We start from the raw sequence: 22111 nt of genomic DNA, 5'->3' as shown, positions 1-22111 counted from the left end.
CATCTTGCCAGAAATACTCCGGGGTGAATTGGCCGCAGGCCAAGAGGGGCAGCGCCCCTGAGGCACCATGACCGATCCGCGCCGACACCCCGCCAATGGCCGCGTCGCCGCCTTGCGTCTGCAGGGCAAGGTCGAGGCCGCCACGTTCGTTGAAGGCACGACCCGGCGGGTCGTGGTGCCCGTGGCCGACCTTCTGCGCGAGCCGGGCGGTGCCCGGGACCGGCAGCTTCTTCTGGGCGACGCCGTTGCCATCTACGAAGAGCGAGAGGGCTGGGCCTTTGCCGAGGCGGAGAAGGATGGGTACACGGGCTACGTTCGGGCCGACCAGCTATCGGATGTGCCGGCGCCGACGCATCGGGTGACCGCGCGGGCCACGCATTTGTACCGGTCGCCGGATTTCAAGACGCGGGAGCTGGCGGCGCTGAGCCACGGCGCCTTGCTGACGGTCACCGGGCAGGAGGGCCGTTTCGCGGCCACGTCGCAGGGGTTCGTGCCGTCGGTGCACCTGTCGCCGGTCGAGGAGATGGGCCAGGACCCGGTCGACGTGGCCGAGGTATTCCTGGGCACGCCGTATCTCTGGGGCGGGAACACGAGCTATGGGATAGATTGTTCCGGCCTTGTGCAGATGGCGTGCCTAGCGTGCGGTATCGAGTGCCCCGGCGACAGCGACATGCAGGAGGCCGAGCTGGGGCAGGCGTTGCCCGAGGATGCCCCGTTGCAGAGGGGTGACCTGTTGTTCTGGAAAACCCATGTCGCGTGGGTGGCGAACAGGGACACGCTGTTGCATGCCAATGCCAACAGCATGGCCACGAGTTTCGAGCCGCTGGAAGCGGCCGTGAACCGGATCGAGGCGCAGGGCGATGGCCCGGTGACCTCGCGCAAGAGACTGGGAGAGTTTTGATGAGCGATCCGTTCTTTCACCCCGTTTCGGGGTTCGACCTGCCGCGGTTTGCTGGGGTGCCGACCTTCATGCGGCTGCCCTACGTGCCGCCGGAGCATGCGCGGTTCGGCGATGTCGAGGTCGGCCTGATCGGTGTGCCGTGGGACAGCGGCACGACGAACCGCCCCGGCCCGCGCCACGGGCCGCGGCAGTTGCGCGATGCCTCGACCATGATCCGGGCGCAGCACCCGACGAGCGGGATGCGCCCGTTCGAGACCGTGAATTGTGCCGATCTGGGCGACGTGGGGCCGAACCCGGCGGATATTCCCGACAGCATGGAGCGGATCACCGCCTTCTACGACAAGGTGATGGGGGCCGGGATCGTGCCGTTGACGGGCGGGGGCGATCACCTGACATCGTTGCCGGTTCTGCGGTCGGTGGCAAAGGAGGGCCCGGTGGGGATGGTGCATTTCGACAGCCATACCGACCTGTTTCATTCCTATTTCGGGGGGACGATGTACACCCATGGCACCCCCTTCCGCCGCGCGGTGGAGGAGGGTTTGCTCGACCCGAAGAAGGTGGTTCAGATCGGCCTGCGCGGCACGATGTACGACACCGAGGACCGGGATTTCGCCAAGGCGAACGGCATCCGCCTGATCCTTGTGGAAGAGTTCCACGAGCGGGGCGTGGCCGACGTGATGGCCGAGGCGCGCGAGATTGCCGGGAGCGGGCCGACCTATGTGAGCTATGACATCGATTTCGTCGACCCGACCTTTGCGCCCGGCACCGGCACGCCCGAGGTGGGGGGGCCGAATTCCTACCAGGCGTTGCAGGTGGTGCGGGAGCTGGAGGGGCTGAATATCGTGGGCGCCGACATGGTCGAGGTGTCGCCGCCCTTCGACCCGTCGGGGGGCACGGCGTTCCTTGGGGTGTCGATCATGTTCGAGCTGCTTTGCGTGATGGCCGGCCAGATGAAGGGCGCCGGCGCATGAGCGAGGGGCCGAACAGGGATCAGGCGGAGTTCTGGTCGTCGGAGTCGGGCAACAAGTGGGTCGAGAACGCGGCCGTCCTCGATGCGGCGATGGCGCCGGCTTTGGATTGCGTTCTCGAGGCTGCGGCGTTGCAGCCGGGCGAGCGGGTGCTCGATATCGGCTGTGGCACCGGGGCGAGCACGCTGGCGGCGGCCGCGGCGGTTGGGCCGGATGGCCGGGTGACGGGCGCGGATATCTCGCCGGTGATGCTGGAGGGGGCGCGGAAACGGGCGGACGAGGCCGGGTGCGCGACGGTCGATTTCGTTGTTGCCGATGCGCAGACGCATGGGTTCGAGCCGGGGGCGTTCGATGCGATGATCTCTCGTTTCGGCGTGATGTTCTTTGCCGATTCCGTGGCAGCGTTTGCGAACATGGCCAAGGCGATGCGGCCCGGCGGGCGGATGCATTTCGTCTGCTGGAGCGGCTTGCAGGAAAACCCGTGGTTTTCCCTGCCCCGGCAGGTGGCGGTCGACCGGCTGGGCGCGCCGGAGCCTGCCGACCCGCGCGCGCCGGGGCCGATGGCCTTTGCCGAGCGGGACTATGTGACCGGTATCCTGGAACAGGCCGGGTTGGCGGAGGTTTCCTCGCAAGAGGTTTCCGTCGACCTCACGCCCTTGGGTTCGGTCGAGGAGGTGGCGAAGTTTGCCGCGCATGTGGGCCCGGCCTCGCGCATCCTGAAGGAGAAGGAGGGCACGGCCGAGGATGCGAAGGTGATCGTCGAGGCGCTGAGCGAGAAGATGCAGGCCTTTGCCACGCCAGACGGTGTGCGCGTGCCGGCGACGCTCAACCTCTATTCCGCGATACGGGCCTAATCCAGCGCCAGCTGGCGTAGGGTTCCGCCGGAGAGTTCTTCCGAGAATGGCACCGGCAGCGGGTTCTTCCCAAGCCGGGCGCGGTAGATCGGCAGGCTTTCGGCGACGCGCATCACGTAGTTCTGGGTTTCGCGGAAGGGGATGTGCTCGATCCAGTCGATGATGTCGCGCTCGCCCTGCCGGGGGTCGCCGTATTCCTTCATCCAGCGCAGCGGGCGGCCCGGCCCGGCGTTGTAGCCTGCCGAGACCATGACGATATTCCCGTCGAACCGGTTGACCAGCTGGGCCAGGTAGGCCGAGCCGAGCGTCGCATTGTAGCGCCAGTCGGACAGCACGCGAGAGCGGGTGTGCTGGATGCCAAGGGACCGGGCCATGTCGGAGGCGGTGCCCGGCATGAGCTGCATGAGGCCTTGCGCGCCTGCGCCGCTTTGGACGCGGTGGTCGAATTCGCTTTCCCGGCGGGCGATGGCGAGGGCCAGTTCGACGGGAACGGGCAGGTCCATCTGCCGCATCGGGTGGAGGGCGTAATAGGGCCCGGGCACGACGAGGCCGCGCTGGGCGGCGGCCTTGCCGACCATGACCTCGAGATGGGGCTCGTCAAGGGTGTCGAGGGCATGGCCGAGGCGGTTGATCTCGTCTTCTTCCAGCGTGTCGGTCAGGGCCACGAAGAACTGTTCGGCCAGAGAGATGCGGTCGGTGCTGAGCAGCAGAACGCCCGCCTTGAAGAGCGGAGACTGGGCGAAGGGGGCGTTGCGCCAATCGGGATCGGGGGCCGCGCCGGCCAGGGCCGGGTCGGGGGGCATGCCGGCGCGTTCGGCGGCCAGAAGGCCGTAGAAGCTGGTCTGGTATTCGCCGCCGAAGGCGTAGGAGAGCTGGGCCGCTTCGGTGTCGCCGAGGGCATCCTGGGCGCGGCCGATCCAGTACCCGGCGCGGCCCAGCGAGATGGGCGTTTCGACCGCCGCGCGGAACCGCTGGAAATGGTCGAGGGCCAGTTCGGGCGCCTCGAGATAGGTGAGCGCCAGGTAGCCCGACAGCCATTCGAGATCGGCGTAGTTGGACCCGTCGACCAGCTGGTGAATCGCGGCGAGCTGATAGGCGGTGTCGATATCGCCCTCGCGCATCTTCGAGCGGGCGAGGTAGCGCCGCCATCCGGCCCAGCGGTCGGGCTCGCCAAGCCCGTCTTCGATCTTGCTCTGCTTGATCATCAGGGCAATCGCGTCGTCGCTGCGGCCCTTCTTGATATGCTGGTTGAAACGCTCGTAGGCGATGCCGGCATCGGTGGCGCCGCCCTCGGGCAGGTCGCTGTCCTTCAGGGCTGTGCCGCGCTCGATCTTCTGACGGGCCTCGACCAGCGCGCGGGTTTCCTTGCTGACCAGCGGCAGCATCTGCTGCACGTCGCGCAGGCCGCGCCAGACCGCCATCTGCATCCGCGACTCGTGATGCGGTTTCAGGAGATCGGCATGGGCGTCGAGGAAGGCGTTATGCTCGGCGGTCGAAAGGTCCATCGTGCGCCATGCCAGAACGACCGTGGCGGCGGCCTCGCCTTCCTGGCCGCGGGCGGTCAGGGCGCGGGCGTAGTTCAGAACGCCTTCGCCGGTCTGGGGGCGGTAATCGCTGTAGAAGGCCAGAACGTCGTCGAAATCGGCGTGGGTCATCACCTCTTCGCTGCGCTTGCGCAGGTAGGAGATGCCGGGCCAGTCGGGATGCTCTTCGACGAAGGCCAGAACCTCTTCGGGTGTTCCGCGCCCTTCGCGCAGACGAATCCACTCGATGATGGACACGGCGGCGGGGCCGTCCCGCTCGGCGATGCGGCTGGCGGTGTCCCAGCGGCCGTTCCGGATTGCGTCGAAGGCGCTTTGCAGGGGACGTGGCGCGATTCGCACGTCTTCCTCCTGTGCCGGCGCCGCGGCGGACAGGCTCAAAAACATCAACAAGGCAGCGAGGCAACGCATCATGGCTTGCATTTCCGGCCCATGCAAAGGATAGACACGCCCAGCCTAAGCGCGCGGCGAGGGACAAGTCCACTCACAAGCTTGGCAGATGGGCGGCTTGCCGCTAGTGTCGCGCGCGTTTCACCGGGCCCTGGCCCAACTGTAACGCAAATCAATGGAGCGTGTCATGTTCAAAGGATCTTTTCCTGCCCTGGTCACGCCGTTCAAGAACGGCGAGCTGGATCTTGAGACGCTCAAGAAACTCGTGGAATGGCATATCGCCGAAGGCAGCCACGGCCTTGTGCCCGTGGGCACGACCGGTGAAAGCCCGACGCTGACCCATACCGAGCACGAAACCGTGGTCGAGGAAGTGGTGCGCGCGGCGGCGGGCCGGGTTCCGGTGATTGCCGGGGCCGGATCGAACAACACGGTCGAGGCGATCCGCTTCATGCAGCATGCCGAGAAGGTCGGCGCCAATGCGGCGCTGGTGGTAACGCCCTATTACAACAAGCCCACCCAGCGCGGGCTGATCGCGCATTTCACCGCGTTGCACGATTGCTGCGAGCTGCCGATCATCATCTACAACATTCCCGGCCGCTCGGTCGTCGACATGACGCCGGCGACGATGGGCGAGCTGGCGAAACTGCCGCGGATCATCGGGGTGAAGGACGCCACCGGCGACCTGGCCCGCGTGAGCGACCAGCGGATCACCTGCGGCAAGGAGTTCGTGCAGATCTCGGGCGAGGACGCCACGGCGCACGGGTTCAATGCGCAGGGCGGCGTGGGCGTGATCTCGGTCACGGCCAACGTCGCGCCGCGGATGGTGGCGGATGTGCAGGAGGCCTGTCTTGCCGGCGACTACCAGAAGGCGCTGGAGACGCAGGATCGGCTGATGCCGCTGCACAAGGCGATCTTCACGGAGCCGGGGCTGGTGGGTGTGAAATACGCGATGTCGCTTGTGGGGCTTTGCAGTGACGAGGTGCGCTCGCCTTTGACGGGGCTGAGCGACGAGACCAAGGCGCTGGTCGAGGACGGCATGCGGCACGCGGGGCTGATGAACTGAGGCCGTAGGGTGGGTGCGAACCCACCGCTTTCCGTATCGCGAGCGTGGCGTGGGGTGGGTTTCACCCACCCTGCGGGCTATCGATTGACTTCGATCTCGTAGAGCTCTTCCATCATCGTCTTGCCAAGCTCGTCGCGCAGGGGCTGAAGCTCGGCGTCGATGGCGGGGAAGTCGACCGCTTCGGCGGATAGCCGGTTCTGTGACAGGGCGGCGGGCAGGGAGTCGATGAACTCGATCCGCAGGGCCGTGGGCGGGTGGGAATTGTCGACGCGCTTTTTCTCACGGGCGGCCTCGGTAAGGTAGCGCGCGGCGGTTTCGGGGTCGGCATCGGAGACGGCGCGGCCCATGTGATCGAAGATCCGCGCGCCCTGATCCCCGGTATAGGGGTAGAGGTCGACGATGCTGCGTTCTGAAAGATCGGCGCGGGTGAAGGCCTCGAGCATGGAGATGACCGGTTCGGCCCCGGCGACGCGCATGGCGTGGGCGTCGGCGCGGTATTCCGCACGCTGCGACTCGAAGAAGGCGAAGCGGGAGAGGGCGCGCTGGTAGGTGCCGATCATCATGGCGGCGACAATCTGGGTCAGGTGACCCTCGTTGTAATAGTAATAGGCATCCAGTTCGAACGTGTCGTACCAGTTCGACAGGACCGAGTACGCGCTTGCGAAGACGCCGGAGCGCATCGGATCCTCGTTCACCTTATGCGCCATTTCATGCGCCAGAACGGCGATGCGCTCCTCGGGGTCGAGTGCGGCCCAGAGCGGCAGGCCGATGCCGAGCACCCATTCCTGCCGCCGGGAAAAGCGGGCGCGGTACTGCGTGATGTAGGCGTTGAAGTCCTCATCGAGGTGGATGCCGTCAGGGGCCGTGGTGTGAAGCTTGGCGGCTATCCTGTCGAGCAGGGCAAACAGCCTGGGCAGGTCATCGCGCCGGTAGGTTTTCGACTGGTTCCTGTGGCGAGGGGGCAGAAGGGTGAGGCCGAACCCGATCAGGATCAGGCCGACTATGATGGGGCCGATATCGGGATAGGCGACGATGATCAGCGCCACGCCGCCCGCGACGCAGAGATATGGGGTCGCCAGCAGCAGGAAGGACAGGGCCCAGCCCAGCGCGAGGCGGCCGGTCATGCGCGGGCGGGAATGATCGACCTCGCGTTTTGCCTGTTCGAGAAGCCGGTCGGCGAACCGCGCCTGCCAGCGGTCAATCAGGGGTCCGATCATGGGGCGCCGTCCAAGCCTTGGGTTCCGGGGTGTCAGGCTACGAAGGCGGGCCCGGAAGCGCAAGCGCGACGCGGGCGGTGGCGGGCGAGGAACGTCCCGGGTCAGGCCCGGGACGGTATGTGCGATGCGGTGGCCCGTTGCGCCCTAGTCGACCCGACGGACCAGGAGCTGGTTGCCCGGCCCGGTCTTCGTTTCGAAGACCTTCAGTTCCTTGACGAGGTCGCTGAGCTTCTTCTTGCCGTAGCTGCGGGTGTCGAAGTCGGGCTTGTCGGCCTGGATCTGCTGGCCGATGCGACCCAGGGGGAACCAGTCGTCGTCCTGGTCGATCTTTTCCATCGCGTCGGTGATGAGTTTGCGGGCCTCGCCCACGCGGCGGGTGTCGAGCCCCTGCTTCTTGGTCTCGGCGGTGTCGCTTTCGTCAGAGATGTTCTCGATCGCGACGAAGCGGTTGCAGGCGTTCTTGAGCGCGTCGGGCGCCTTGGCCTCGCCGATGCCGATGACGGTCAGGCCCTGTTCGCGGATGCGGCTGGCCAGGCGGGTGAAATCGCTGTCGGAGGAGACCAGCACGAAGCCGTCGAAATGGCCGGCGTGCAGGATATCCATCGCGTCGATCACCAGCCCGATATCCGAGGCGTTCTTGCCCTTGGTGTTGGCGGTCTGCTGGTGCTGGACGAGGCCGAGCTTCTGGGCGGTCTTGGTCCAGCCGGAGAGCTGCTGGTTCGACCAGTCGCCATAGACCCGGCGCAGGCCGGGCTCGCCGTAGGAGGTCACCTCCCGCAGGATCGCCTCGGCATATTTCGAGGGCACGTTGTCGGCGTCGATCAGCACTGCGAGGAGCTGGGATTTCTCGGGCATGGGGGCCTCCTTTTCCCGGGGACCATGCCTGAATGCGGCGGCGGCGGAAACCGGAAACCTTGAACCGGGCGGTGTTCCGGGGCGTGAAACGCAACCGGCCACCGCCGGGAGGTGCGGTGGCCGGTGCGGCGGTGCTCTCAGGACAGGGTCAGGCCTTTTCGCCGATCTTGTCCTGAGTCTTGGTGTCGAAGTCGCTGGCGTCGTGGCGTTCGTGCAGCTGTTCGCTCGGTTCTCCGGAGGTCTTGTTGACCATGCGGCCGCGGGACACGCCCGGGCGCTTGTCGAGCTTCTTGGCCCAGGCCATCAGGTTTTCGTACTCATGCACGCTGAGGAACGTGGCCGCGTCGCCATAGGCCCGGCCGAGGGCGAGGTTACCGTACCAGGGCCAGATCGCCATGTCGGCGATCGAGTAGTCGTCGCCGGCGATATAGGGCTTGTCGGCGAGCTCGCGGTCGAGCACGTCGAGCTGGCGCTTGGTTTCCATGGCGTAGCGGTTGATGGGGTATTCGTATTTCTCGGGCGCGTAGGCGTAGAAATGCCCGAAGCCGCCGCCGAGGAAGGGCGCGCTGCCCATCTGCCACATCAGCCAGTTGATGACCTCGGTGCGCTGCGGGCCGCTGGCGGGCAGGAACGCCCCGAATTTCTCGGCCAGGTGCATCAGGATCGAACCGCTTTCGAAGACGCGCAGGGGTTTGTCGCCGGTGTGGTCGACCATTGCCGGTATCTTGGAGTTGGGGTTGATCTCGGTGAAGCCGCTGCCGAACTGGTCGCCATCGCCGATATTGATGAGCCAGGCGTCATACTCGGCATCGTGGCCGGCGGCGAGCAGCTCTTCGAGCATGATCGTGGCCTTCACACCGTTGGGCGTGCCGAGGGAGTACAGCTGGAAGGGATGCTTGCCGACCGGCAATTCCTTGTCATGCGTGGGGCCGGCGATGGGGCGGTTGGTCGAGGCGAACTGACCGCCGCTTTCCTTGTCCCAAGTCCAGACCTTGGGCGGGGTGTATGTGTCGTCGCTCATCTCTCGCTCCTTCGGAGTGTGGGTTTTCCCAGAGGTAACCAGATGACGTTGCGATGCAAGGTGCAGGTGCGCACAAGAAGCCGTGCATTGTGCGATTTTCACCTCTCCCAACCGATCTCGAGCTCGGCCGGTTCCCGCCGATCACGCGATAACTACAATCGGACACGAGCGCGTCAAACCCCTTCAAACAAGGGGGGCGGGTCGCCATCTCGGGGCTCCGGGCAGAAAACCCCCGCTTCCCGGAGATTGGAGATTTTCATGATTATCAAGCTTCGCAAATACATGTTGGCCGGTGTCACCGCATCGGCCGTCGGTGTCGCCGGTCTTGCCGCCACGCCGGCCGTGGCAGACAACGATACCGCCAAGTACATCGCCGGCGCCGCCGCGGTGGCCATCATCGGGGCCGCGATCGCGGACTCGAACGATGACCGGTATTACGACAACCCGCGCTATTCGACCCGTGGCCGCTATCAGCGGAACCACAACCGGTACAACCGTTACAACGGGTATCGTGGCCATAATCGCGGGTACCATGGCGGGTACAACCACACCCACACCCGTGGCGACCAACGTCACTACGACCGGTAACATACGATTGCACCGGGGCCGGCATTGCCGGCCCCGCAGCATTCTGCCCAAAGGCCATCGATTCCCTTTCCGGCCTTGGCTGCTGTCGATTTGACCCCATATACTGCTTTACGCGGGGTGAGCCCCGCGACATCCCAGCACGGGAGATCAACCATGAAACTCACTTTGAGAAACAGCTTTCTGGCCGCGGCCGCCGTGGCGGCGATCGGGTCTGTCGGCCCGGGCGCGACCCCTGCGAAAGCCGATCCGAATATCGGCAACATCGTCGGCCGCATCATAGATCATGCCCTCGACCGGAACGACTGGCGCCGGGGCTACAACCGCCGGAGCCGTCATTCCCATGACCGGTATTACGATGATGACTGGGACGAGCACCGTCGGCGCCATCTGCAGCACAACCCCTACAGGATGGAAACGCGCGGGCTGTACCGCCCGGGCTATGACATCCGCGGCGTGCTCGACAACAACTACTCGGGTCACCGTCACTGACGGTCACTGACCGGAGGTCGTGAACGGTAAACGGGCGCGCCACTGCCTGGCGCGCCCGTTTGTCGTCGTGTCCTGGCGCGGTCTCAGTAGACCACGACGCTGCGGATCGACTCGCCGGCATGCATCATCTCGAAGCCCTTGTTGATCTCGTCGAGCTTCAGGGTGTGGGTGATCATCGGGTCGATCTCGATCTTGCCCTGCATGTACCAGTCGACGATCTTGGGCACGTCGGTGCGGCCGCGGGCGCCGCCGAAGGCGGTGCCTTTCCAGACGCGGCCGGTGACCAGCTGGAAGGGACGGGTCGAGATTTCGGCGCCGGCCGGGGCCACGCCGATGATGATGCTCTCGCCCCAGCCCTTGTGGGCGCATTCCAGCGCGTCACGCATCACTTTCACGTTGCCGGTGGCGTCGAAGGAATAGTCGGCGCCGCCGCCGGTGAGCTCGACCAGGTGGCCGACAAGGTCGCCGTCAACGTCGTTGGGATTGACGAAATCTGTCATGCCGAAGCGGGTGGCCATCTCGACCTTCGAGGGGTTGAGGTCGACGCCGACGATCTGGTCGGCGCCCGCCATGCGCAGGCCCTGGATGACGTTGAGGCCGATGCCGCCGAGGCCGAAGACCACGCAGCGCGAGCCCAGTTCGACCTTGGCGGTGTTGATGACCGCGCCGATGCCGGTGGTCACGCCGCAGCCGATGTAGCAGATCTTGTCGAACGGCGCGTCCTTGCGGACCTTGGCGAGGGCGATTTCCGGCAGCACGGTGTGGTTCGAGAAGGTCGAGCAGCCCATGTAGTGCAGGATCGGCGTGCCATCGAGCATGGAAAACCGGCTGGTGCCGTCGGGCATGACGCCCTGGCCTTGCGTCGCGCGGACGGCCTGGCAGAGGTTGGTTTTCGGGTTGAGGCAGTAGTCGCATTCGCGGCATTCGGGCGTGTAGAGCGGGATCACGTGATCGCCGGGTTCGAGCGAGGTGACGCCGGGGCCGACCTCGACCACCACGCCCGCGCCCTCGTGCCCGAGGATCGCCGGGAAGGCGCCTTCGGGGTCGGCGCCCGAGAGGGTGAAATCGTCGGTGTGGCACAGGCCCGTCGCCTTGATCTCGACCAGAACCTCGCCGGCTTTCGGGCCGTCGAGATTCACTTCCATGATTTCCATCGGCTTGCCCGCTTCGAGGGCCACGGCGGCGGTGGTGCGCATTGTCGGTCTCCCAAATTGATTTGCCGCGACTTTGGTGGAAAGCCGCGCGGTTTTCAATACAAGGCCTTGGCGGACTTGAAAGCGGGTTTCCCCGTCACGACCTTCCTTTTGCACAGAAATGGAAGGATGACACCATGCGCTTCGCGACACTCGCCGTGGCACTTGCGGCACTGGGGGCCTGTGTGCCCGCTGACGGTCAGGAGGATGGCGCGCCGTCCTGTGGCGCGGAGGCGCTGCAGCCGCTGGTCGGGACGCCGGCCGCAGAGCACGATTTCGCCGAGGGCGCCCGGATCATCCCGCCGGGCACGGCTGTGACGATGGATTACCGGTCAGATCGGCTGAACGTGGAAACGGATGATGCCGGCGTGATCACGCGGATTTACTGCGGCTGAACGATTGTCTGGCGTGGTACAGTGAGTACTTGGGGAACAGTGAAAGTGGGCGCGTGCCCGGCTTTCATTGTTCCAAAAATACTCACTGCGCGTCGCTCTCCTCGCGCGATGCCGTGAGGGGAGGACTCGACTCGGGGCGGGGTGCGATCTAGGTTAGAACAAAACATGAACAAAAATGTTCGCCCGCTGCCGCCATGTCTGTTCGCCGTATTCTTTCCGTCTGGTTTCCCCGGCTCGGGGCCGAGCGCCTTTTGCGGCGCATGGGCCCGGTGGAGGATGTGCCGTTTGCCGTGGTGCGCGATACCGGGCAGATGCAGGTCGTCTCGTCTCTGTCGGCGACGGCCGAGGCGGCGGGGGTGCGCGTGGGGCAGCCGCTGCGGGATGCCCATGCGATCTGCGGGCAATTGGCGACCCGGTTGCAGAATCCGCAGGCCGAGGCCGATTTCCTGCAGGCGCTGAGCCGGTGGGCGGGGCGGTTTTCCCCCTGGGTGGCGGTGGACGGACGGGATGGGTTGATGATGGATATCACCGGCTGCACGCATCTGTTCAGCGGGGAGGCGGCGATGGTGGCCCGCATGGTGGGTGAGGCCGAGGCGCTGGGGCTGAGCGCGCGCTGCGGGCTGGCCGATACGGTCGGCGCGGCCTGGGCGCTGGCAAGGTATGCGGGTGTGGCGCCGGGGCATGAACGGTCGGGCGATGCCATCGACCAGGAGGCGCGCGCCACCCGCTCGCGGGCGGCGAAGAAGCGGCATTGGGAACGGGGCGGCGCGGCGCCGTTGCCGGGGGGCGCGGGCACCGATCTGCCCGGCATCGCCCCGCCGGGGAAGGCCTATACGCTGCTGGCGCCGTTGCCGGTGGCGGCCTTGCGGCTGGAGCCCGGTCAGGCCGAGGCGCTGGCGCGGGTCGGGCTGCGCCGGGTGGGCGACCTGCTGGGCCAGCCGCGCGCGCCGCTGGCGCGGCGGTTCGGGCGGGGGCTGGTGCTGCGGCTCGATCAGGCGGTGGGGGCGGCGCCCGAGCCGGTGTCGCCCGCCGGGGAGGTGCCGCGGTTCGCCACGCGGCTGACCCTGCCCGAACCGATCGGGCTGGCGGATGACATGCTGGCCGCGCTCGACCGGCTGGTGCCGCGGCTCTGCGAGTTGCTGCGCGACAAGGGGCAGGGCGCGCGGCGGGTGAGGTTGCAGGCGTGGCGGGTGGATGACACGATGCAGTGGCTTGACGCCGGGCTGGCCCGCGCCGCGGACGAGCCCGACCGCATCCGCCCGCTGCTGGCGCACCGGATCGAAGAGATCGACGCGGGGTTCGGCATCGAGATGCTGCGGCTCGAGGCGGTGCAGACCGAGGCCCTGCACCCCCGCACCATGACCGGCCACATGGAGGCCGCCGCCGCCAACCGCGCCCGGTTGGATGGCGGGGCGCAGATGGACGACCTGATCGGCCGGATCGGCGGGCGGCTGGGGATGGAGACGATCACCCGCCGTCACCCGGTTGGCAGCCATGTGCCCGAGAAGACCGCGCAGGTGCTGGCCGCCGCATGGTCGGAGCCGGCCGGGCCGTGGCCCGCGCCGGCCGCGCCGCGCCCGCTTTTGCTGTGGCGGCCCGAGCCGGTGATGGCGCCCGACGCCCCGCGCCTGGCCGGAGAGTTCCGCTGGCGCGGGCGCACCCACCGGCTGGCCGAGGCGCGGGGGCCCGAGCGGATCGCGCCGGAATGGTGGCTGGACGACCCCGACTGGCGCAGCGGGGTGCGCGATTACTGGCAGGTGATCACCGAAGCGGGCGAGCGGCTGTGGCTGTTCTATGCCCACGGCGCCGCGCTGAGTTCCGGCTGGTTCTGCCAGGGCCGCTTCGCGTGAGCGGGGCGGTCAGGCTTTCGACCGGCGTTCCCGCCAGAGGGTGAAGAGCCCCGCCGCCACGATCAGCACCGTGCCGAGGGCGACGTTCATGCGGATCGTCTCGTTGAAGACGAGGATGCCGAGGATGCTGGCGAAGACGAGCTGGAGATAGGCGAAGGGCTGAACCGCGCTGGCCTCGGCCATCTCGTAGCACTTGATGAGCGTGTAATGCCCCAGCGCCCCGGTGATGCAGAGCAGGATCATCCAGGCCCAGTCGGGGCCCGACATCGGCTCCCAGAACCAGGCACCGATGGCTGTCATCGCGACCATGCCGACGGTGCCCGTCCAGAAGAAGCTGGTGGCGGCGCTGTCGCGCAGGCCGACATAGCGGGTCAGGAGCCCGTAGAGCGCGAACATCAGCGCCGCGATGAGGGGCACGACCGCTTCGGGCTGGAAGACGCCGGCGCCGGGTTCGAGGATGATGAGGATGCCGAAGAAGCCGACGCCGATGGCGACCCAGCGTCGCCAGCCGACGCGTTCGCCCAGCACCGGGCCGGAGAGCGCCGCGATGAGCAGCGGGTAGCAGGCGAAGACCGCGTGGCTCTCGACCAGCCCCAGCAGGGTGAAGCCGAAGACCATGACGCAGATTTCCGCCACGAGCAGCAGCGCCCGGAACGCCTGCACCCACGGCACCGAGGTGGCCGCTGCCGCCCGCATGCCGCCGGCCTTGCGGCTGGCCACCGAGATGACGAAGGCCGCGAAGAACCAGTAGCGGATCATCACCACCATGTAGACGTTGTATTCCGATGCGAGGTGGCGCGAGAGCCCGTCCTGAGCGGCGAAGATGAAGGTCGTGACGACCATGAACAGGATGCCGGCGCGGGTGTTCTGTTCGCTCATGAGGGGGCTTTCAGGATGCGGGTTTCACGGCACGGGTCATGTGCCTCTTCCGGCCATAGCCGGGAATGCGGGTGACTTCAAACCCTGCGGATTGCAGCCCGCGGCGGACGAAGCCGGCGGCGGTGTAGGTGGCGGCCGTGCCGCCGGGCGTGGTGTGGGCGAAGACCTGTTCCATCAGCGGCTCTTCCCAGAGCTCGGGGTTCCGGGCCGGGGAGAAGCCGTCGAGGAACCATGCGTCTGCGCGGCCGTCCCAGCCCGGCAGGGTGGTGCGCGCGTCGCCGGTGACGAGGTGGAACTCGAGGCCGGGCAGGGTGATGTACTCGGCGCCCCAGTGCGGGGCCAGGTCGGCGGCGAGGCCGGAGAGGGCGGGAAAGGCCCCCTGGGCGCGGCGCATCTCGTCAGGGGTGATCGGGAAGGCCTCGAAGCTGGTGTAGCGCAGGTTGCCCTCCTGGCCGCTGTCGCGCCATGCCTGAAGGGCGGCGAGCAGGTTGAGGCCGGTGCCGAAGCCCAGCTCGGCCACGTGGAACCCGAAGCGGAACCGGTCGGGCAGGTCGTTGCCCGACAGGAAGACGTGGCGGGTTTCCTCCAGCCCGTTTTCGAGGCTGAAATACGGGTCGTCGAAGCGCGTAGAGACCGGCACGTCGTCGCGCCAGTCGAGCGGTGTGGAGTTTTCGGATACCGGTTTCACGCGCGTCCTTTCGTGGCGAGGCGGATATACAGTGCGCTTCGCCCATGCGATAACCCGCGCGACACTGCAAAGGAGCGGAGGAAATGGCAAGTCCGGACGTCACGGTGATGGGGGCGGGCATCTTCGGATTGTCGATCGCGTGGGCCTGCGTGAAGGCCGGGGCGACGGTGCAGGTGATCGACCCGCACGGGCCGGGGGCGGGGGCGTCGGGGGGCGTGGTGGGCGCATTGGCGCCGCACGTGCCCGAGAACTGGAACGACAAGAAGGCGTTTCAGCTGGAGAGCCTGTTGATGGCGGAGGCGTTCTGGGCCGATGTCGCGGAGGCGTCGGGGATCTCGCCGGGCTACGGGCGGCTGGGGCGGATCCAGCCGGTTGCGGATGAGCGTGGGCTGGAGCTGGCTAAGGCGCGGGTGGAAACGGCGCAGGAATTATGGGGCGATGCGGCCGTCTGGGAGGTGATCGCGCCGCCCGACGATAGCTGGGCACCCTATTCGCCGACCGGATACGTGATCCGCGATACGCTGTCGGCGCGGATGCATCCGCGGCGGGCCAGCCAGTCGCTGGCTGTCGCGCTTCAAGCAAAGGGGGCGTGGCTGGTGAAGGAGGGCACGCCCGCCGGCAAGGTGGTGCATGCCACGGGCGTAGCCGGGCTCGAGGAGCTGTCGCGCGAGACGGGCCGCGCCGTGGGCAACGGGGTGAAGGGGCAGGGGGCGCTTTTGCATTTCGCCGCGCCGCATGCGCCGCAGTTGTTCGCGGACGGAATTCACGTGGTGCCGCACGAGGACGGGACCACGGCGATCGGGTCGACCTCGGAACGGGAGTATGCCGATCCTGGCTCCACCGACGAAAAGCTCGACGAAGTGATCGACCGGGCGATGCGGGCGGTGCCGGTGCTGCACGGGGCGCGGGTGGTCGAGCGGTGGGCCGGGCTTCGGCCACGGGCGAAATCGCGGGCGCCGATGCTGGGCGAGCATCCGCTGAAGCCGGGGGATTTCATCGCCAACGGGGGCTTCAAGATCGGCTTCGGCATGGCACCAAAGGTGGCAGAGGTGATGGCGGCGCTTATATTGGAGGGAAGGGACGAGATCCCGGAGGGGTTTCGTCCGCAAGCGTCCTTGTGAGTGAGCCGCGCATGTCCTGCCTTCGTTCCTGTCTGCTGCTTTGTTGTCTGGCCCTGCCCGGTGCGGGCGTGGCGCAGGCCAATACTGCGCCCGCCGATGACAACACGGCGCGCGTGTGGTCGGCGGTGTCGGGCGACGAGGTGATGCTGGATGGTGAAACCTATCGGCTGAGCGGGGTGACCTGCCCCGAGCCGGATACCGAAGACGGGCGGGCGGCGAAGGCGCTGCTCAACACCTTCCTGCGGGGCGGGTATATCGCCTGTCGTGTCGAGGATGGGCGGGCCAGTTGCAGCAAGGAAGGCAACGATATCGCCACGGGGCTGATCCGGAGCGGCTATTGCTCGGGCACGGGCGAGGCGCCGGTGCCCGAGCAGACGGATGTGCTGGCCCGCGACACGCGGCCCGGGTACGCGGCGGGAGATCCTTATGCCGGAGAGTGCGACCCCGGACAGGCCGCCGGCCGGTTCATCGCCCAGTCACAGGCGTTTGCCTGCGACGCGGGCTCGCCCTACAGCACCTGTGACGGGGCGTCGGGCAAGCGGCAGTTCGGGCAGCATGTGGCCGGGTCGGACAATTACCGCTCGACCGGGCAGGCGACGCCGTCCTATCGCCCGGGGCGCTGCAACTAGGCGGCCGTTCCCGTCAGGCATTGGCGCCCGTCGGGCCCGCGCAGCCAGATCGTGCCATCGGATTTCCAGCAGACCTCGGCCGTTTCGAAATGCATCAGGGGTGCCGTCGCGCGGAAGGCGAAGCGGGTCAGTCTACCAAGCTGGCGTTCGGCGAGGAGCATGGCGTATTGCGCCAGCAGGGGGCCGTGGACGACCAGCCCGTCATAGCCCTCGACCTGTTGCGCATAGGGAAGGTCGTAGTGGATGCGGTGGCCGTTGAAGGTAAGCGCCGAGTAGCGGAAGAGCATGGTGGTGTCGAAGCTGACAGGCTCGGCCACGTCTTCGTCGGTCGGTGCCTCGGGCGGGGCGGGTTTCGCGCCGGGCCTGGGATCTTCGCGATAGACGAGATCCTGCCATTCGGCGATGCAGCGCTTGCCGTCCTGCCAGGTTTCGTGCCGCATGGTGACGAAGCCCAGCGGGCCGGAGCGGCCTTCCTTGTGGGCCGTCTTTTCAACGTAACTGATGCGTTTGGCCGGGAGGCCTGCCAGCACTGGTGCCTCGAATTCGAGCTGCCCGCCGGCCCACATGCGCCGGGGCAGGCCCATGTCGGGGATCACGCGGCCCACCTTGGGGTGCCCGTCGCGGCCAAGCTTGGCCGGGGCCTGCGGATCCCAGAAATAGAGCTGGTGGAAGAAGGGCGGCAGGGGGTCGCCCTTTTCGATTTGCGGGTCGTGGCCGAGGGTGGCCTGCATCGCCCGGGCGCGGGCCGGGTCGATGACGTCGGTCAGGGTTTGCACTGGGTCGCTCATGCGGGCAAGCTAGGCGCGAAACGGAATAGCCTCAATCCCAAAGACCATGCCCAGCCTTACCTCTCTCGATCATCTCGTCCTGACGGTGCGCGACATGTCCCGCACCTGCGATTTTTACCGTGAGGTGCTGGGAATGGAGGTTTCGACCTTCAAGCCGGCGGATGGCTCGGAACGGTTTGCCCTGCAGTTTGGCTGTCAGAAGATCAACCTGCACAAGGCCGGGGCGGAGTTCGAGCCGAAGGCGGATGTGCCGCAGCCGGGCAGTGCCGATCTGTGCTTTCTGAGCGAGACGCCGGTGGCCGACTGGGGGGCGCATCTGGAGGGTTGCGGCGTGGAGGTGATCGAGGGGCCGGTCAGGCGCACAGGGGCGACCGGGTCGCTTTTGTCGGTTTACATCCGTGATCCAGACGGGAACCTGATCGAGATATCGAACCTTCAGGACGGGTAGTCGCCCTCGGCAAAGCCTTCGGCGCAGAAGCGGCGGACCTGGAGTGTTTCGCTCCAGTGATCGCGGGGCAGGCCGGCCTTTTGCTTGAGGGCTGACAGGAAGTCTTGCGGCTTGGGCAGGCTGTCCCAGACCATGGGAAGGAAGACGCCGCGGCGCCCCTTGTCGGACAGGATCAGCCCGTCGCGGCCGGGTTTCAGTTGGGCCAGGAGCGCGGCTTCGCTGCCGAACGACATCGGGGCGGAAGGGGAGAGGACGGCGATCTTTATGGTGATCCGGTCAAGCTCGTCCTCGGTGACAGGGTCGAACCGCGGGTCGTCGAAGGCGGATTTCACGGTGTTCTCGACCACGTCGGTGATCAGCGGCTGGTGCGCGGTGAGAGAGCCGATGCAGCCGCGAAGCTGCCCGTCTTTCTGGAGCGTGACAAAGGCGGCGCCGTAGCCGCGCAGGGGTGGGGCGAAGCTGTCGACATTGACCTGCGGGGGTTTGCCCTTGGTGACGCGCGAGACGAGCGTTTGCCGCGCGGCCTTGAGGAGGGCGGTGCGGTGGTCGGGCAGGAATGTCTCGTCTGTGACGTCGAAGAGGGCCCAGGCGCCGTAGCCCACCGTGCGGGAGGTGTCTTTCGTCACGGCGGCGCTGTTGGCCATGCCGAGGCGCTGGATGCGGTTGCCCTGTCCGTAGCCGGACATCATGAAGCCACGGATGGCGGCGGCGCCGCAGGCGTGGGCGCCGGTGATGCCCTCCGGTTTGGCTGTCTCGATCAGTTTGGCGGTTTCGGCGTCGTGTTTTTGCGCTTCGTCGAGGGTGAGGAAGTGACTGAGGTCGCTGGACAGGACGAAGAGCGTGTCGCCCATCGCCGCCAGCGTGTCGATGACCTTGCCCACCTGATCATCGGGCGCGCGGCCAATGACCAGTGGTACGACGAGCGTGCCGGGGTGCATCTGGTGCTGGAAGGGCAGTTGCGTTTCGACGCCATGCTCGCGGTCATGGGCGGCGTCTTCGATATGGGCGAGGGTCTGGTCGACCAGCATGTCGCGCGCCTCGGTGTCGATGGGCAGGTCGAAGCCGGGCAGAGCGTAGCTGTCTTGCGAGGGCAGGGCGATGCCGTTGAAGGCGTGCTGGTGCGAGGGGGAGAGGATGGCGATACGGGCCGGTCGGGCGGTTTCGGTGGCGCGCCACGCCATGCCGGCGAGATGGCCGGAGAAGGGGTAGCCCGCGTGCGGGGAAATGATGGCCTTGGGCGGGGACAGAGCGGCTGTGCCGTTGTCCAGGCAGTCTGCGACGGTTCGGGCCAGGTCTTCCGCCTCGCCCGGGAAAAAGCGACCGGCCACGGCCGAATGTCGCGTCGATATCTGTGTCTGCCTGTTCATCTTGGCCCTTTGATACATACATATGAACCAAACCCAAGGAAGGAAAGACCACGCCCCATGCACCCCGCACGGCACTGGACCGAAGAAGACGATGGCCGGCTGAAATGCACGCTCTGCCCGCGGTTTTGCACCTTGCGGGAGGGGCAAAGGGGCATGTGCTTCGTGCGGATGCGCGAGGGCGACCGGATGGTGCTGGACACCTATGGGCGGTCGACCGGGTTCTGCATCGACCCGATCGAGAAGAAGCCGCTGAACCATTTCCTGCCGGGATCGCCGGTGCTGTCTTTCGGGACGGCGGGGTGCAACCTGGCCTGTAAGTTCTGCCAGAACCACGAGATTTCGAAGAGTCGCGAGGTCGACAGCCTGGCCCATAGTGCCAGCCCCGAGGCGATTGCCCGGGTGGCGCGGGAGAAGGGCTGTGCCTCGGTTGCGTTCACCTACAACGATCCGGTTATCTTTCACGAATACGCGCTAGATACGGCTGCCGCCTGTCGCGAGGCGGGGGTGCGCAGCGTGGCGGTTACCGCCGGGTACATCTGCAAGGAACCGCGGGCGGAGTTCTTCCCGGCGATGGATGCCGCGAATATCGACCTGAAGGGGTTTTCGGAAGGCTTCTATCGCAAGCTGACCGGCGCTCAGATCGGGCCGGTGCTGGAGGCGATCGAATACGCGGTGAACGAAACCGATTGCTGGGTGGAACTGACGACGTTGCTGATCCCCGGCGAGAATGACAGCCAAGGCGAACTGGAGGAGATGTCTCAGTGGGTGGTCGACCGCTGCGGGCCGGATGTGCCGGTGCATTTCACCGCCTTCCACCCCGATCACCGGATGCTCAGCCACCAGCGCACGCCGTTGGAAACGTTGCTACGGGCGCGGCAGGTCGCACAGGCGGCCGGGCTGCGGCATGTCTATATCGGCAACGTGCACCATGAGCCTGCACAGTCGAGCTATTGCAGCGGTTGCGGCGAGAAGGTGATTGGCCGGGACTGGCACGAGCTGTCGGAATGGCGGCTGGATGACACCGGCCACTGCACGGCCTGCGGCACGGTGTTTCCGGGGGTGATCGAAGGGCCGCCGGGCCGCTGGGGGCGCCGGCGGGAGCCTGTGCTGATGCAGGAGGTTTAGGAGACCCGGTCGCGCAGGGCGGTCATCCGGGTGTTCAGCACCTTGAGGTAGCGTTCGTTGAGCAGCCGGTCGTTCTCGTCGAATTCGTCGCCGGCGGTGGCCACGCAGAGCGTGGGCCCGGGCAGCATTTCGGCCTGATGCGGCACGAGGCAGTGGATGACCATGTATTGCCCCGTCTCGCCGCCGGTGCGCCCGGCATTGGCCGACATCACCACCGTGGGCTTGTTCTTGAAGGCGCTGCCCGGCACGCGGCTGATCCAGTCGAGGGCGTTCTTCAGGACGCCGCTGATGCCCTTGTTGTATTCGGGCGAGGAGATCACCACGGCATCGGCCGCCTTGATCTGATCGACCAGTGTCTGAACGCTTTCGGGAATGCCTTCCGCGTCTTCGAGGTCGCCGTCATAAAGCGGCAGGTTCAGGTCGGCCTCGATCACTTCGGCCTGGCCGAAGGCGCGCACGGCCTCGGCCAGAAGCTTGCGGTTGTAGGAGCCTTTCCGGAGTGAGCCGGAAATGGTGAGAAGCTTGAGGTCGGTCATGCGTGTTGTTCCCCTTGGTCAATGTCCCGTTCCTCGCTTATCTGTCACGAGGTGCCGCAAAGGCAACCGGCGGCGGTGCACAGCCTGTGTGTGAGGGCGCGGCAAGGATGGTGGCGGCCACGATAAAAGGACCCCCGGATGCAGGCTGCACCGGGGGCGGAAAAGTTTGTCAGGTTGGAAACTTGGACGCGGCTTACCAGTCGGTCGGGCCCTTGTCGGCAAAGGCGTTGACCAGGAAGTCGATGAAGGCGCGCACCTTGGGCTGGGTGAACCGGCCCGGCGGATAGACCGCGTAGATGCCTTGGGTTTCGTAGGGCAGGTCGGGGATCACGTCGACCACCTGGCCGGCCTTCATGGCGTTGGCGTAGAGGAAGCTGGGCAGGTAGGCGATGCCGAGGCCCGAGATCGCGGCGTTCAGAAGCGACTGGCCGTCATTGACCGACAGCCCGCCGGCGGTGCGCACCTGGCGCTTTTCGCCCGACGGTGCGGTCAGCTTCCAGACAGAGCCGTTGGCCTGGCTGGAATAGTGCAGCAGCTTGTGCTCGTTCAGGTCGTCGATCTTGGTGGGTCGGCCGTACTTGTCGAGATAGCCGGGGCTGGCGATCATGCGCTTGGTGGTTTCCGTCAGCTTGCGCGCCCGCAGCGTGCTGTCTTCCAGCTCGCCGATGCGGATGGCCATGTCGAAGCCCTCGGAGATCAGCTCGACGTAACGGTTGTTCAGCACCATGTTGACGGTGATATCGGGGAATTCCTCGAGGAACTGGCCGAGCACCGGGCTCAGATGATTGACCCCGAAATCGGTGGCGACCGAGATGCGCAGCAGGCCCGACGGGTCGGATTGCATCGAGCTGACCAGGGCGTCGGCCTCTCCGGCGTCGTTCAGCACGCGCAGGGCGCGGTCGTAATAGGCGAGACCGATCTCGGTCGGGCTGACGCGGCGGGTTGTCCGGTTCAGAAGGCGGGCGCCCAGCCGTGCCTCGAGCGACGAGACATGTTTCGATACGGCGGATTTCGAAATCCCCATCTTGCGCGCTGCGTCGGTGAACCCCCCTTGGTCCACCACGGTCGCGAAAGCCTCCATTTCGGTAAGGCGATCCATACTCGGTACCTCTATGCGTTTTTCCTTGAAGCCTTATCTTTTCAAAATCGGGCACAACTGCGGCGCGTGGCCGACAATATCTAGGTTTTCCTTTGCATCGTTCGTG

23 protein-coding genes are annotated in these 22111 nt (G+C 66.6%); 12 read left to right on the top strand and 11 right to left on the bottom strand.

Going from position 1 to position 22111, the window contains the following annotated elements; all coding sequences use genetic code 11:
* Positions 1 to 67 precede the first annotated feature (67 nt).
* Genes RIdsm_RS22995 through RIdsm_RS22985 form a run of 3 tightly spaced genes read left to right on the top strand, consistent with a single transcriptional unit; the run spans position 68 to position 2723 of the window.
* Positions 68 to 901 carry a C40 family peptidase gene (locus RIdsm_RS22995; RefSeq protein WP_057813127.1) on the top strand — a complete coding sequence of 278 codons (834 nt, stop codon included), beginning with the start codon at positions 68 to 70 and terminating at the stop codon, positions 899 to 901.
* Positions 901 to 1872, top strand: coding sequence for an agmatinase (gene speB / locus RIdsm_RS22990; RefSeq protein ID WP_057813129.1), 972 nt, complete (start codon positions 901 to 903; stop codon positions 1870 to 1872). The genes RIdsm_RS22995 and speB overlap by 1 nt, the downstream gene beginning before the upstream one ends.
* Complete coding sequence (locus RIdsm_RS22985; RefSeq protein WP_057813132.1) at positions 1869 to 2723, top strand: class I SAM-dependent methyltransferase; 855 nt, start codon at positions 1869 to 1871, stop codon at positions 2721 to 2723. The genes speB and RIdsm_RS22985 overlap by 4 nt, the downstream gene beginning before the upstream one ends.
* On the opposite strand, the gene RIdsm_RS22980 is transcribed toward RIdsm_RS22985, so the two are convergent.
* A complete protein-coding gene (locus RIdsm_RS22980) occupies positions 2720 to 4651 on the bottom strand; it encodes a lytic transglycosylase domain-containing protein (RefSeq protein WP_338049624.1) in 1932 nt (643 codons plus the stop codon). The genes RIdsm_RS22985 and RIdsm_RS22980 overlap by 4 nt on opposite strands.
* Before the next feature lie 190 nt (positions 4652 to 4841).
* Between RIdsm_RS22980 and dapA the strand changes: the two genes are divergently transcribed.
* Positions 4842 to 5717, top strand: a complete 876-nt coding sequence (gene dapA, locus RIdsm_RS22975) for a 4-hydroxy-tetrahydrodipicolinate synthase (protein WP_057813136.1) — start codon at positions 4842 to 4844, stop codon at positions 5715 to 5717.
* Between the two features lie 77 nt (positions 5718 to 5794).
* Here the strand turns inward: dapA and RIdsm_RS22970 are convergent, their stop codons facing one another.
* From RIdsm_RS22970 to yghU, 3 genes are all read right to left on the bottom strand, one after another.
* On the bottom strand, positions 5795 to 6934 hold the full coding sequence (locus RIdsm_RS22970; protein WP_057813138.1) for a M48 family metallopeptidase: 1140 nt from the start codon (positions 6932 to 6934) through the stop codon (positions 5795 to 5797).
* A gap of 144 nt (positions 6935 to 7078) precedes the next feature.
* The gene (locus RIdsm_RS22965; protein WP_057813140.1) at positions 7079 to 7789 is read right to left on the bottom strand and encodes an NYN domain-containing protein; all 711 of its coding nucleotides are present in this window, start codon (positions 7787 to 7789) and stop codon (positions 7079 to 7081) included.
* A gap of 148 nt (positions 7790 to 7937) precedes the next feature.
* Positions 7938 to 8810: a glutathione-dependent disulfide-bond oxidoreductase gene (gene yghU / locus RIdsm_RS22960; RefSeq protein WP_057813142.1), complete on the bottom strand. Its 873-nt coding sequence runs from the start codon at positions 8808 to 8810 to the stop codon at positions 7938 to 7940.
* Positions 8811 to 9068: 258 nt separating this feature from the next.
* On the opposite strand from yghU, the gene RIdsm_RS22955 reads away from it, so the two are divergent.
* Positions 9069 to 9398: a hypothetical protein gene (locus RIdsm_RS22955; protein ID WP_236553171.1), complete on the top strand. Its 330-nt coding sequence runs from the start codon at positions 9069 to 9071 to the stop codon at positions 9396 to 9398.
* 153 nt (positions 9399 to 9551) lie between these two features.
* On the top strand, positions 9552 to 9887 hold the full coding sequence (locus RIdsm_RS22950) for a hypothetical protein (protein ID WP_057813146.1): 336 nt from the start codon (positions 9552 to 9554) through the stop codon (positions 9885 to 9887).
* A gap of 83 nt (positions 9888 to 9970) precedes the next feature.
* On the opposite strand, the gene RIdsm_RS22945 is transcribed toward RIdsm_RS22950, so the two are convergent.
* Entirely contained in the window at positions 9971 to 11083 is a 1113-nt protein-coding gene (locus RIdsm_RS22945) for an S-(hydroxymethyl)glutathione dehydrogenase/class III alcohol dehydrogenase (RefSeq protein ID WP_057813148.1), read from the bottom strand.
* 134 nt (positions 11084 to 11217) lie between these two features.
* On the opposite strand from RIdsm_RS22945, the gene RIdsm_RS22940 reads away from it, so the two are divergent.
* Both RIdsm_RS22940 and RIdsm_RS22935 read left to right on the top strand, forming a co-directional pair.
* The gene (locus tag RIdsm_RS22940; protein ID WP_057813150.1) at positions 11218 to 11475 is read left to right on the top strand and encodes an I78 family peptidase inhibitor; all 258 of its coding nucleotides are present in this window, start codon (positions 11218 to 11220) and stop codon (positions 11473 to 11475) included.
* Between the two features lie 194 nt (positions 11476 to 11669).
* On the top strand, positions 11670 to 13325 hold the full coding sequence (locus RIdsm_RS22935; RefSeq protein ID WP_057813152.1) for a Y-family DNA polymerase: 1656 nt from the start codon (positions 11670 to 11672) through the stop codon (positions 13323 to 13325).
* A 9-nt stretch (positions 13326 to 13334) separates the two neighbouring features.
* Here RIdsm_RS22935 and RIdsm_RS22930 read toward each other — a convergent pair whose 3' ends face one another.
* A complete protein-coding gene (locus RIdsm_RS22930; RefSeq protein ID WP_057813154.1) occupies positions 13335 to 14204 on the bottom strand; it encodes a DMT family transporter in 870 nt (289 codons plus the stop codon).
* 10 nt (positions 14205 to 14214) lie between these two features.
* On the bottom strand, positions 14215 to 14892 hold the full coding sequence (gene mnmC2, locus RIdsm_RS22925) for a tRNA (5-methylaminomethyl-2-thiouridine)(34)-methyltransferase MnmC2 (protein ID WP_057813156.1): 678 nt from the start codon (positions 14890 to 14892) through the stop codon (positions 14215 to 14217).
* A gap of 83 nt (positions 14893 to 14975) precedes the next feature.
* On the opposite strand from mnmC2, the gene RIdsm_RS22920 reads away from it, so the two are divergent.
* Both RIdsm_RS22920 and RIdsm_RS22915 read left to right on the top strand, forming a co-directional pair.
* Positions 14976 to 16013 carry an NAD(P)/FAD-dependent oxidoreductase gene (locus RIdsm_RS22920; RefSeq protein ID WP_057813157.1) on the top strand — a complete coding sequence of 346 codons (1038 nt, stop codon included), beginning with the start codon at positions 14976 to 14978 and terminating at the stop codon, positions 16011 to 16013.
* 11 nt (positions 16014 to 16024) lie between these two features.
* Positions 16025 to 16642 (top strand): thermonuclease family protein, encoded by a 618-nt coding sequence (locus RIdsm_RS22915; protein WP_057813159.1) that lies wholly within the window; start codon positions 16025 to 16027, stop codon positions 16640 to 16642.
* On the opposite strand, the gene RIdsm_RS22910 is transcribed toward RIdsm_RS22915, so the two are convergent.
* The gene (locus RIdsm_RS22910) at positions 16639 to 17430 is read right to left on the bottom strand and encodes an HTD2 family dehydratase (protein ID WP_057813161.1); all 792 of its coding nucleotides are present in this window, start codon (positions 17428 to 17430) and stop codon (positions 16639 to 16641) included. The two genes, RIdsm_RS22915 and RIdsm_RS22910, sit on opposite strands and share 4 nt — an antisense overlap.
* A gap of 46 nt (positions 17431 to 17476) precedes the next feature.
* Between RIdsm_RS22910 and RIdsm_RS22905 the strand changes: the two genes are divergently transcribed.
* Complete coding sequence (locus RIdsm_RS22905; protein WP_057813163.1) at positions 17477 to 17878, top strand: VOC family protein; 402 nt, start codon at positions 17477 to 17479, stop codon at positions 17876 to 17878.
* On the opposite strand, the gene amrA is transcribed toward RIdsm_RS22905, so the two are convergent.
* Positions 17866 to 19245: an AmmeMemoRadiSam system protein A gene (gene amrA / locus RIdsm_RS22900; protein ID WP_057813165.1), complete on the bottom strand. Its 1380-nt coding sequence runs from the start codon at positions 19243 to 19245 to the stop codon at positions 17866 to 17868. The two genes, RIdsm_RS22905 and amrA, sit on opposite strands and share 13 nt — an antisense overlap.
* Positions 19246 to 19302: 57 nt before the next feature.
* Here amrA and amrS point away from each other — a divergent pair, with 57 nt between their 5' ends.
* Positions 19303 to 20370: an AmmeMemoRadiSam system radical SAM enzyme gene (gene amrS / locus RIdsm_RS22895; protein ID WP_057813167.1), complete on the top strand. Its 1068-nt coding sequence runs from the start codon at positions 19303 to 19305 to the stop codon at positions 20368 to 20370.
* On the opposite strand, the gene RIdsm_RS22890 is transcribed toward amrS, so the two are convergent.
* Together RIdsm_RS22890 and RIdsm_RS22885 are read right to left on the bottom strand one after the other, a co-directional pair.
* Positions 20367 to 20906, bottom strand: coding sequence for an NADPH-dependent FMN reductase (locus RIdsm_RS22890; protein WP_057813168.1), 540 nt, complete (start codon positions 20904 to 20906; stop codon positions 20367 to 20369). The two genes, amrS and RIdsm_RS22890, sit on opposite strands and share 4 nt — an antisense overlap.
* A 193-nt stretch (positions 20907 to 21099) precedes the next feature.
* A complete protein-coding gene (locus RIdsm_RS22885) occupies positions 21100 to 22005 on the bottom strand; it encodes a LysR family transcriptional regulator (protein ID WP_057813170.1) in 906 nt (301 codons plus the stop codon).
* Positions 22006 to 22111: the final 106 nt, after the last annotated feature.

It is taken from the genome of Roseovarius indicus, from assembly GCF_008728195.1.
Taxonomy (GTDB): domain Bacteria; phylum Pseudomonadota; class Alphaproteobacteria; order Rhodobacterales; family Rhodobacteraceae; genus Roseovarius; species Roseovarius indicus.
The sequence above is the reverse complement of the archived record's forward strand: the minus strand, read 5'-3'. Positions and strand labels throughout refer to the sequence as shown.

Coding starts and splice junctions, on each gene's coding strand:
- RIdsm_RS22995 (WP_057813127.1), top strand. CDS start 68: ATGACCGATCCGCGCCGACACCCCGCCAATGGCCGCGTCGCCGCCTTG.
- speB (WP_057813129.1), top strand. CDS start 901: ATGAGCGATCCGTTCTTTCACCCCGTTTCGGGGTTCGACCTGCCGCGG.
- RIdsm_RS22985 (WP_057813132.1), top strand. CDS start 1,869: ATGAGCGAGGGGCCGAACAGGGATCAGGCGGAGTTCTGGTCGTCGGAG.
- RIdsm_RS22980 (WP_338049624.1), bottom strand. CDS start 4,651: ATGTTTTTGAGCCTGTCCGCCGCGGCGCCGGCACAGGAGGAAGACGTG.
- dapA (WP_057813136.1), top strand. CDS start 4,842: ATGTTCAAAGGATCTTTTCCTGCCCTGGTCACGCCGTTCAAGAACGGC.
- RIdsm_RS22970 (WP_057813138.1), bottom strand. CDS start 6,934: ATGATCGGACCCCTGATTGACCGCTGGCAGGCGCGGTTCGCCGACCGG.
- RIdsm_RS22965 (WP_057813140.1), bottom strand. CDS start 7,789: ATGCCCGAGAAATCCCAGCTCCTCGCAGTGCTGATCGACGCCGACAAC.
- yghU (WP_057813142.1), bottom strand. CDS start 8,810: ATGAGCGACGACACATACACCCCGCCCAAGGTCTGGACTTGGGACAAG.
- RIdsm_RS22955 (WP_236553171.1), top strand. CDS start 9,069: ATGATTATCAAGCTTCGCAAATACATGTTGGCCGGTGTCACCGCATCG.
- RIdsm_RS22950 (WP_057813146.1), top strand. CDS start 9,552: ATGAAACTCACTTTGAGAAACAGCTTTCTGGCCGCGGCCGCCGTGGCG.
- RIdsm_RS22945 (WP_057813148.1), bottom strand. CDS start 11,083: ATGCGCACCACCGCCGCCGTGGCCCTCGAAGCGGGCAAGCCGATGGAA.
- RIdsm_RS22940 (WP_057813150.1), top strand. CDS start 11,218: ATGCGCTTCGCGACACTCGCCGTGGCACTTGCGGCACTGGGGGCCTGT.
- RIdsm_RS22935 (WP_057813152.1), top strand. CDS start 11,670: ATGTCTGTTCGCCGTATTCTTTCCGTCTGGTTTCCCCGGCTCGGGGCC.
- RIdsm_RS22930 (WP_057813154.1), bottom strand. CDS start 14,204: ATGAGCGAACAGAACACCCGCGCCGGCATCCTGTTCATGGTCGTCACG.
- RIdsm_RS22920 (WP_057813157.1), top strand. CDS start 14,976: ATGGCAAGTCCGGACGTCACGGTGATGGGGGCGGGCATCTTCGGATTG.
- RIdsm_RS22915 (WP_057813159.1), top strand. CDS start 16,025: ATGTCCTGCCTTCGTTCCTGTCTGCTGCTTTGTTGTCTGGCCCTGCCC.
- RIdsm_RS22910 (WP_057813161.1), bottom strand. CDS start 17,430: ATGAGCGACCCAGTGCAAACCCTGACCGACGTCATCGACCCGGCCCGC.
- RIdsm_RS22905 (WP_057813163.1), top strand. CDS start 17,477: ATGCCCAGCCTTACCTCTCTCGATCATCTCGTCCTGACGGTGCGCGAC.
- amrA (WP_057813165.1), bottom strand. CDS start 19,245: ATGAACAGGCAGACACAGATATCGACGCGACATTCGGCCGTGGCCGGT.
- amrS (WP_057813167.1), top strand. CDS start 19,303: ATGCACCCCGCACGGCACTGGACCGAAGAAGACGATGGCCGGCTGAAA.
- RIdsm_RS22890 (WP_057813168.1), bottom strand. CDS start 20,906: ATGACCGACCTCAAGCTTCTCACCATTTCCGGCTCACTCCGGAAAGGC.
- RIdsm_RS22885 (WP_057813170.1), bottom strand. CDS start 22,005: ATGGATCGCCTTACCGAAATGGAGGCTTTCGCGACCGTGGTGGACCAA.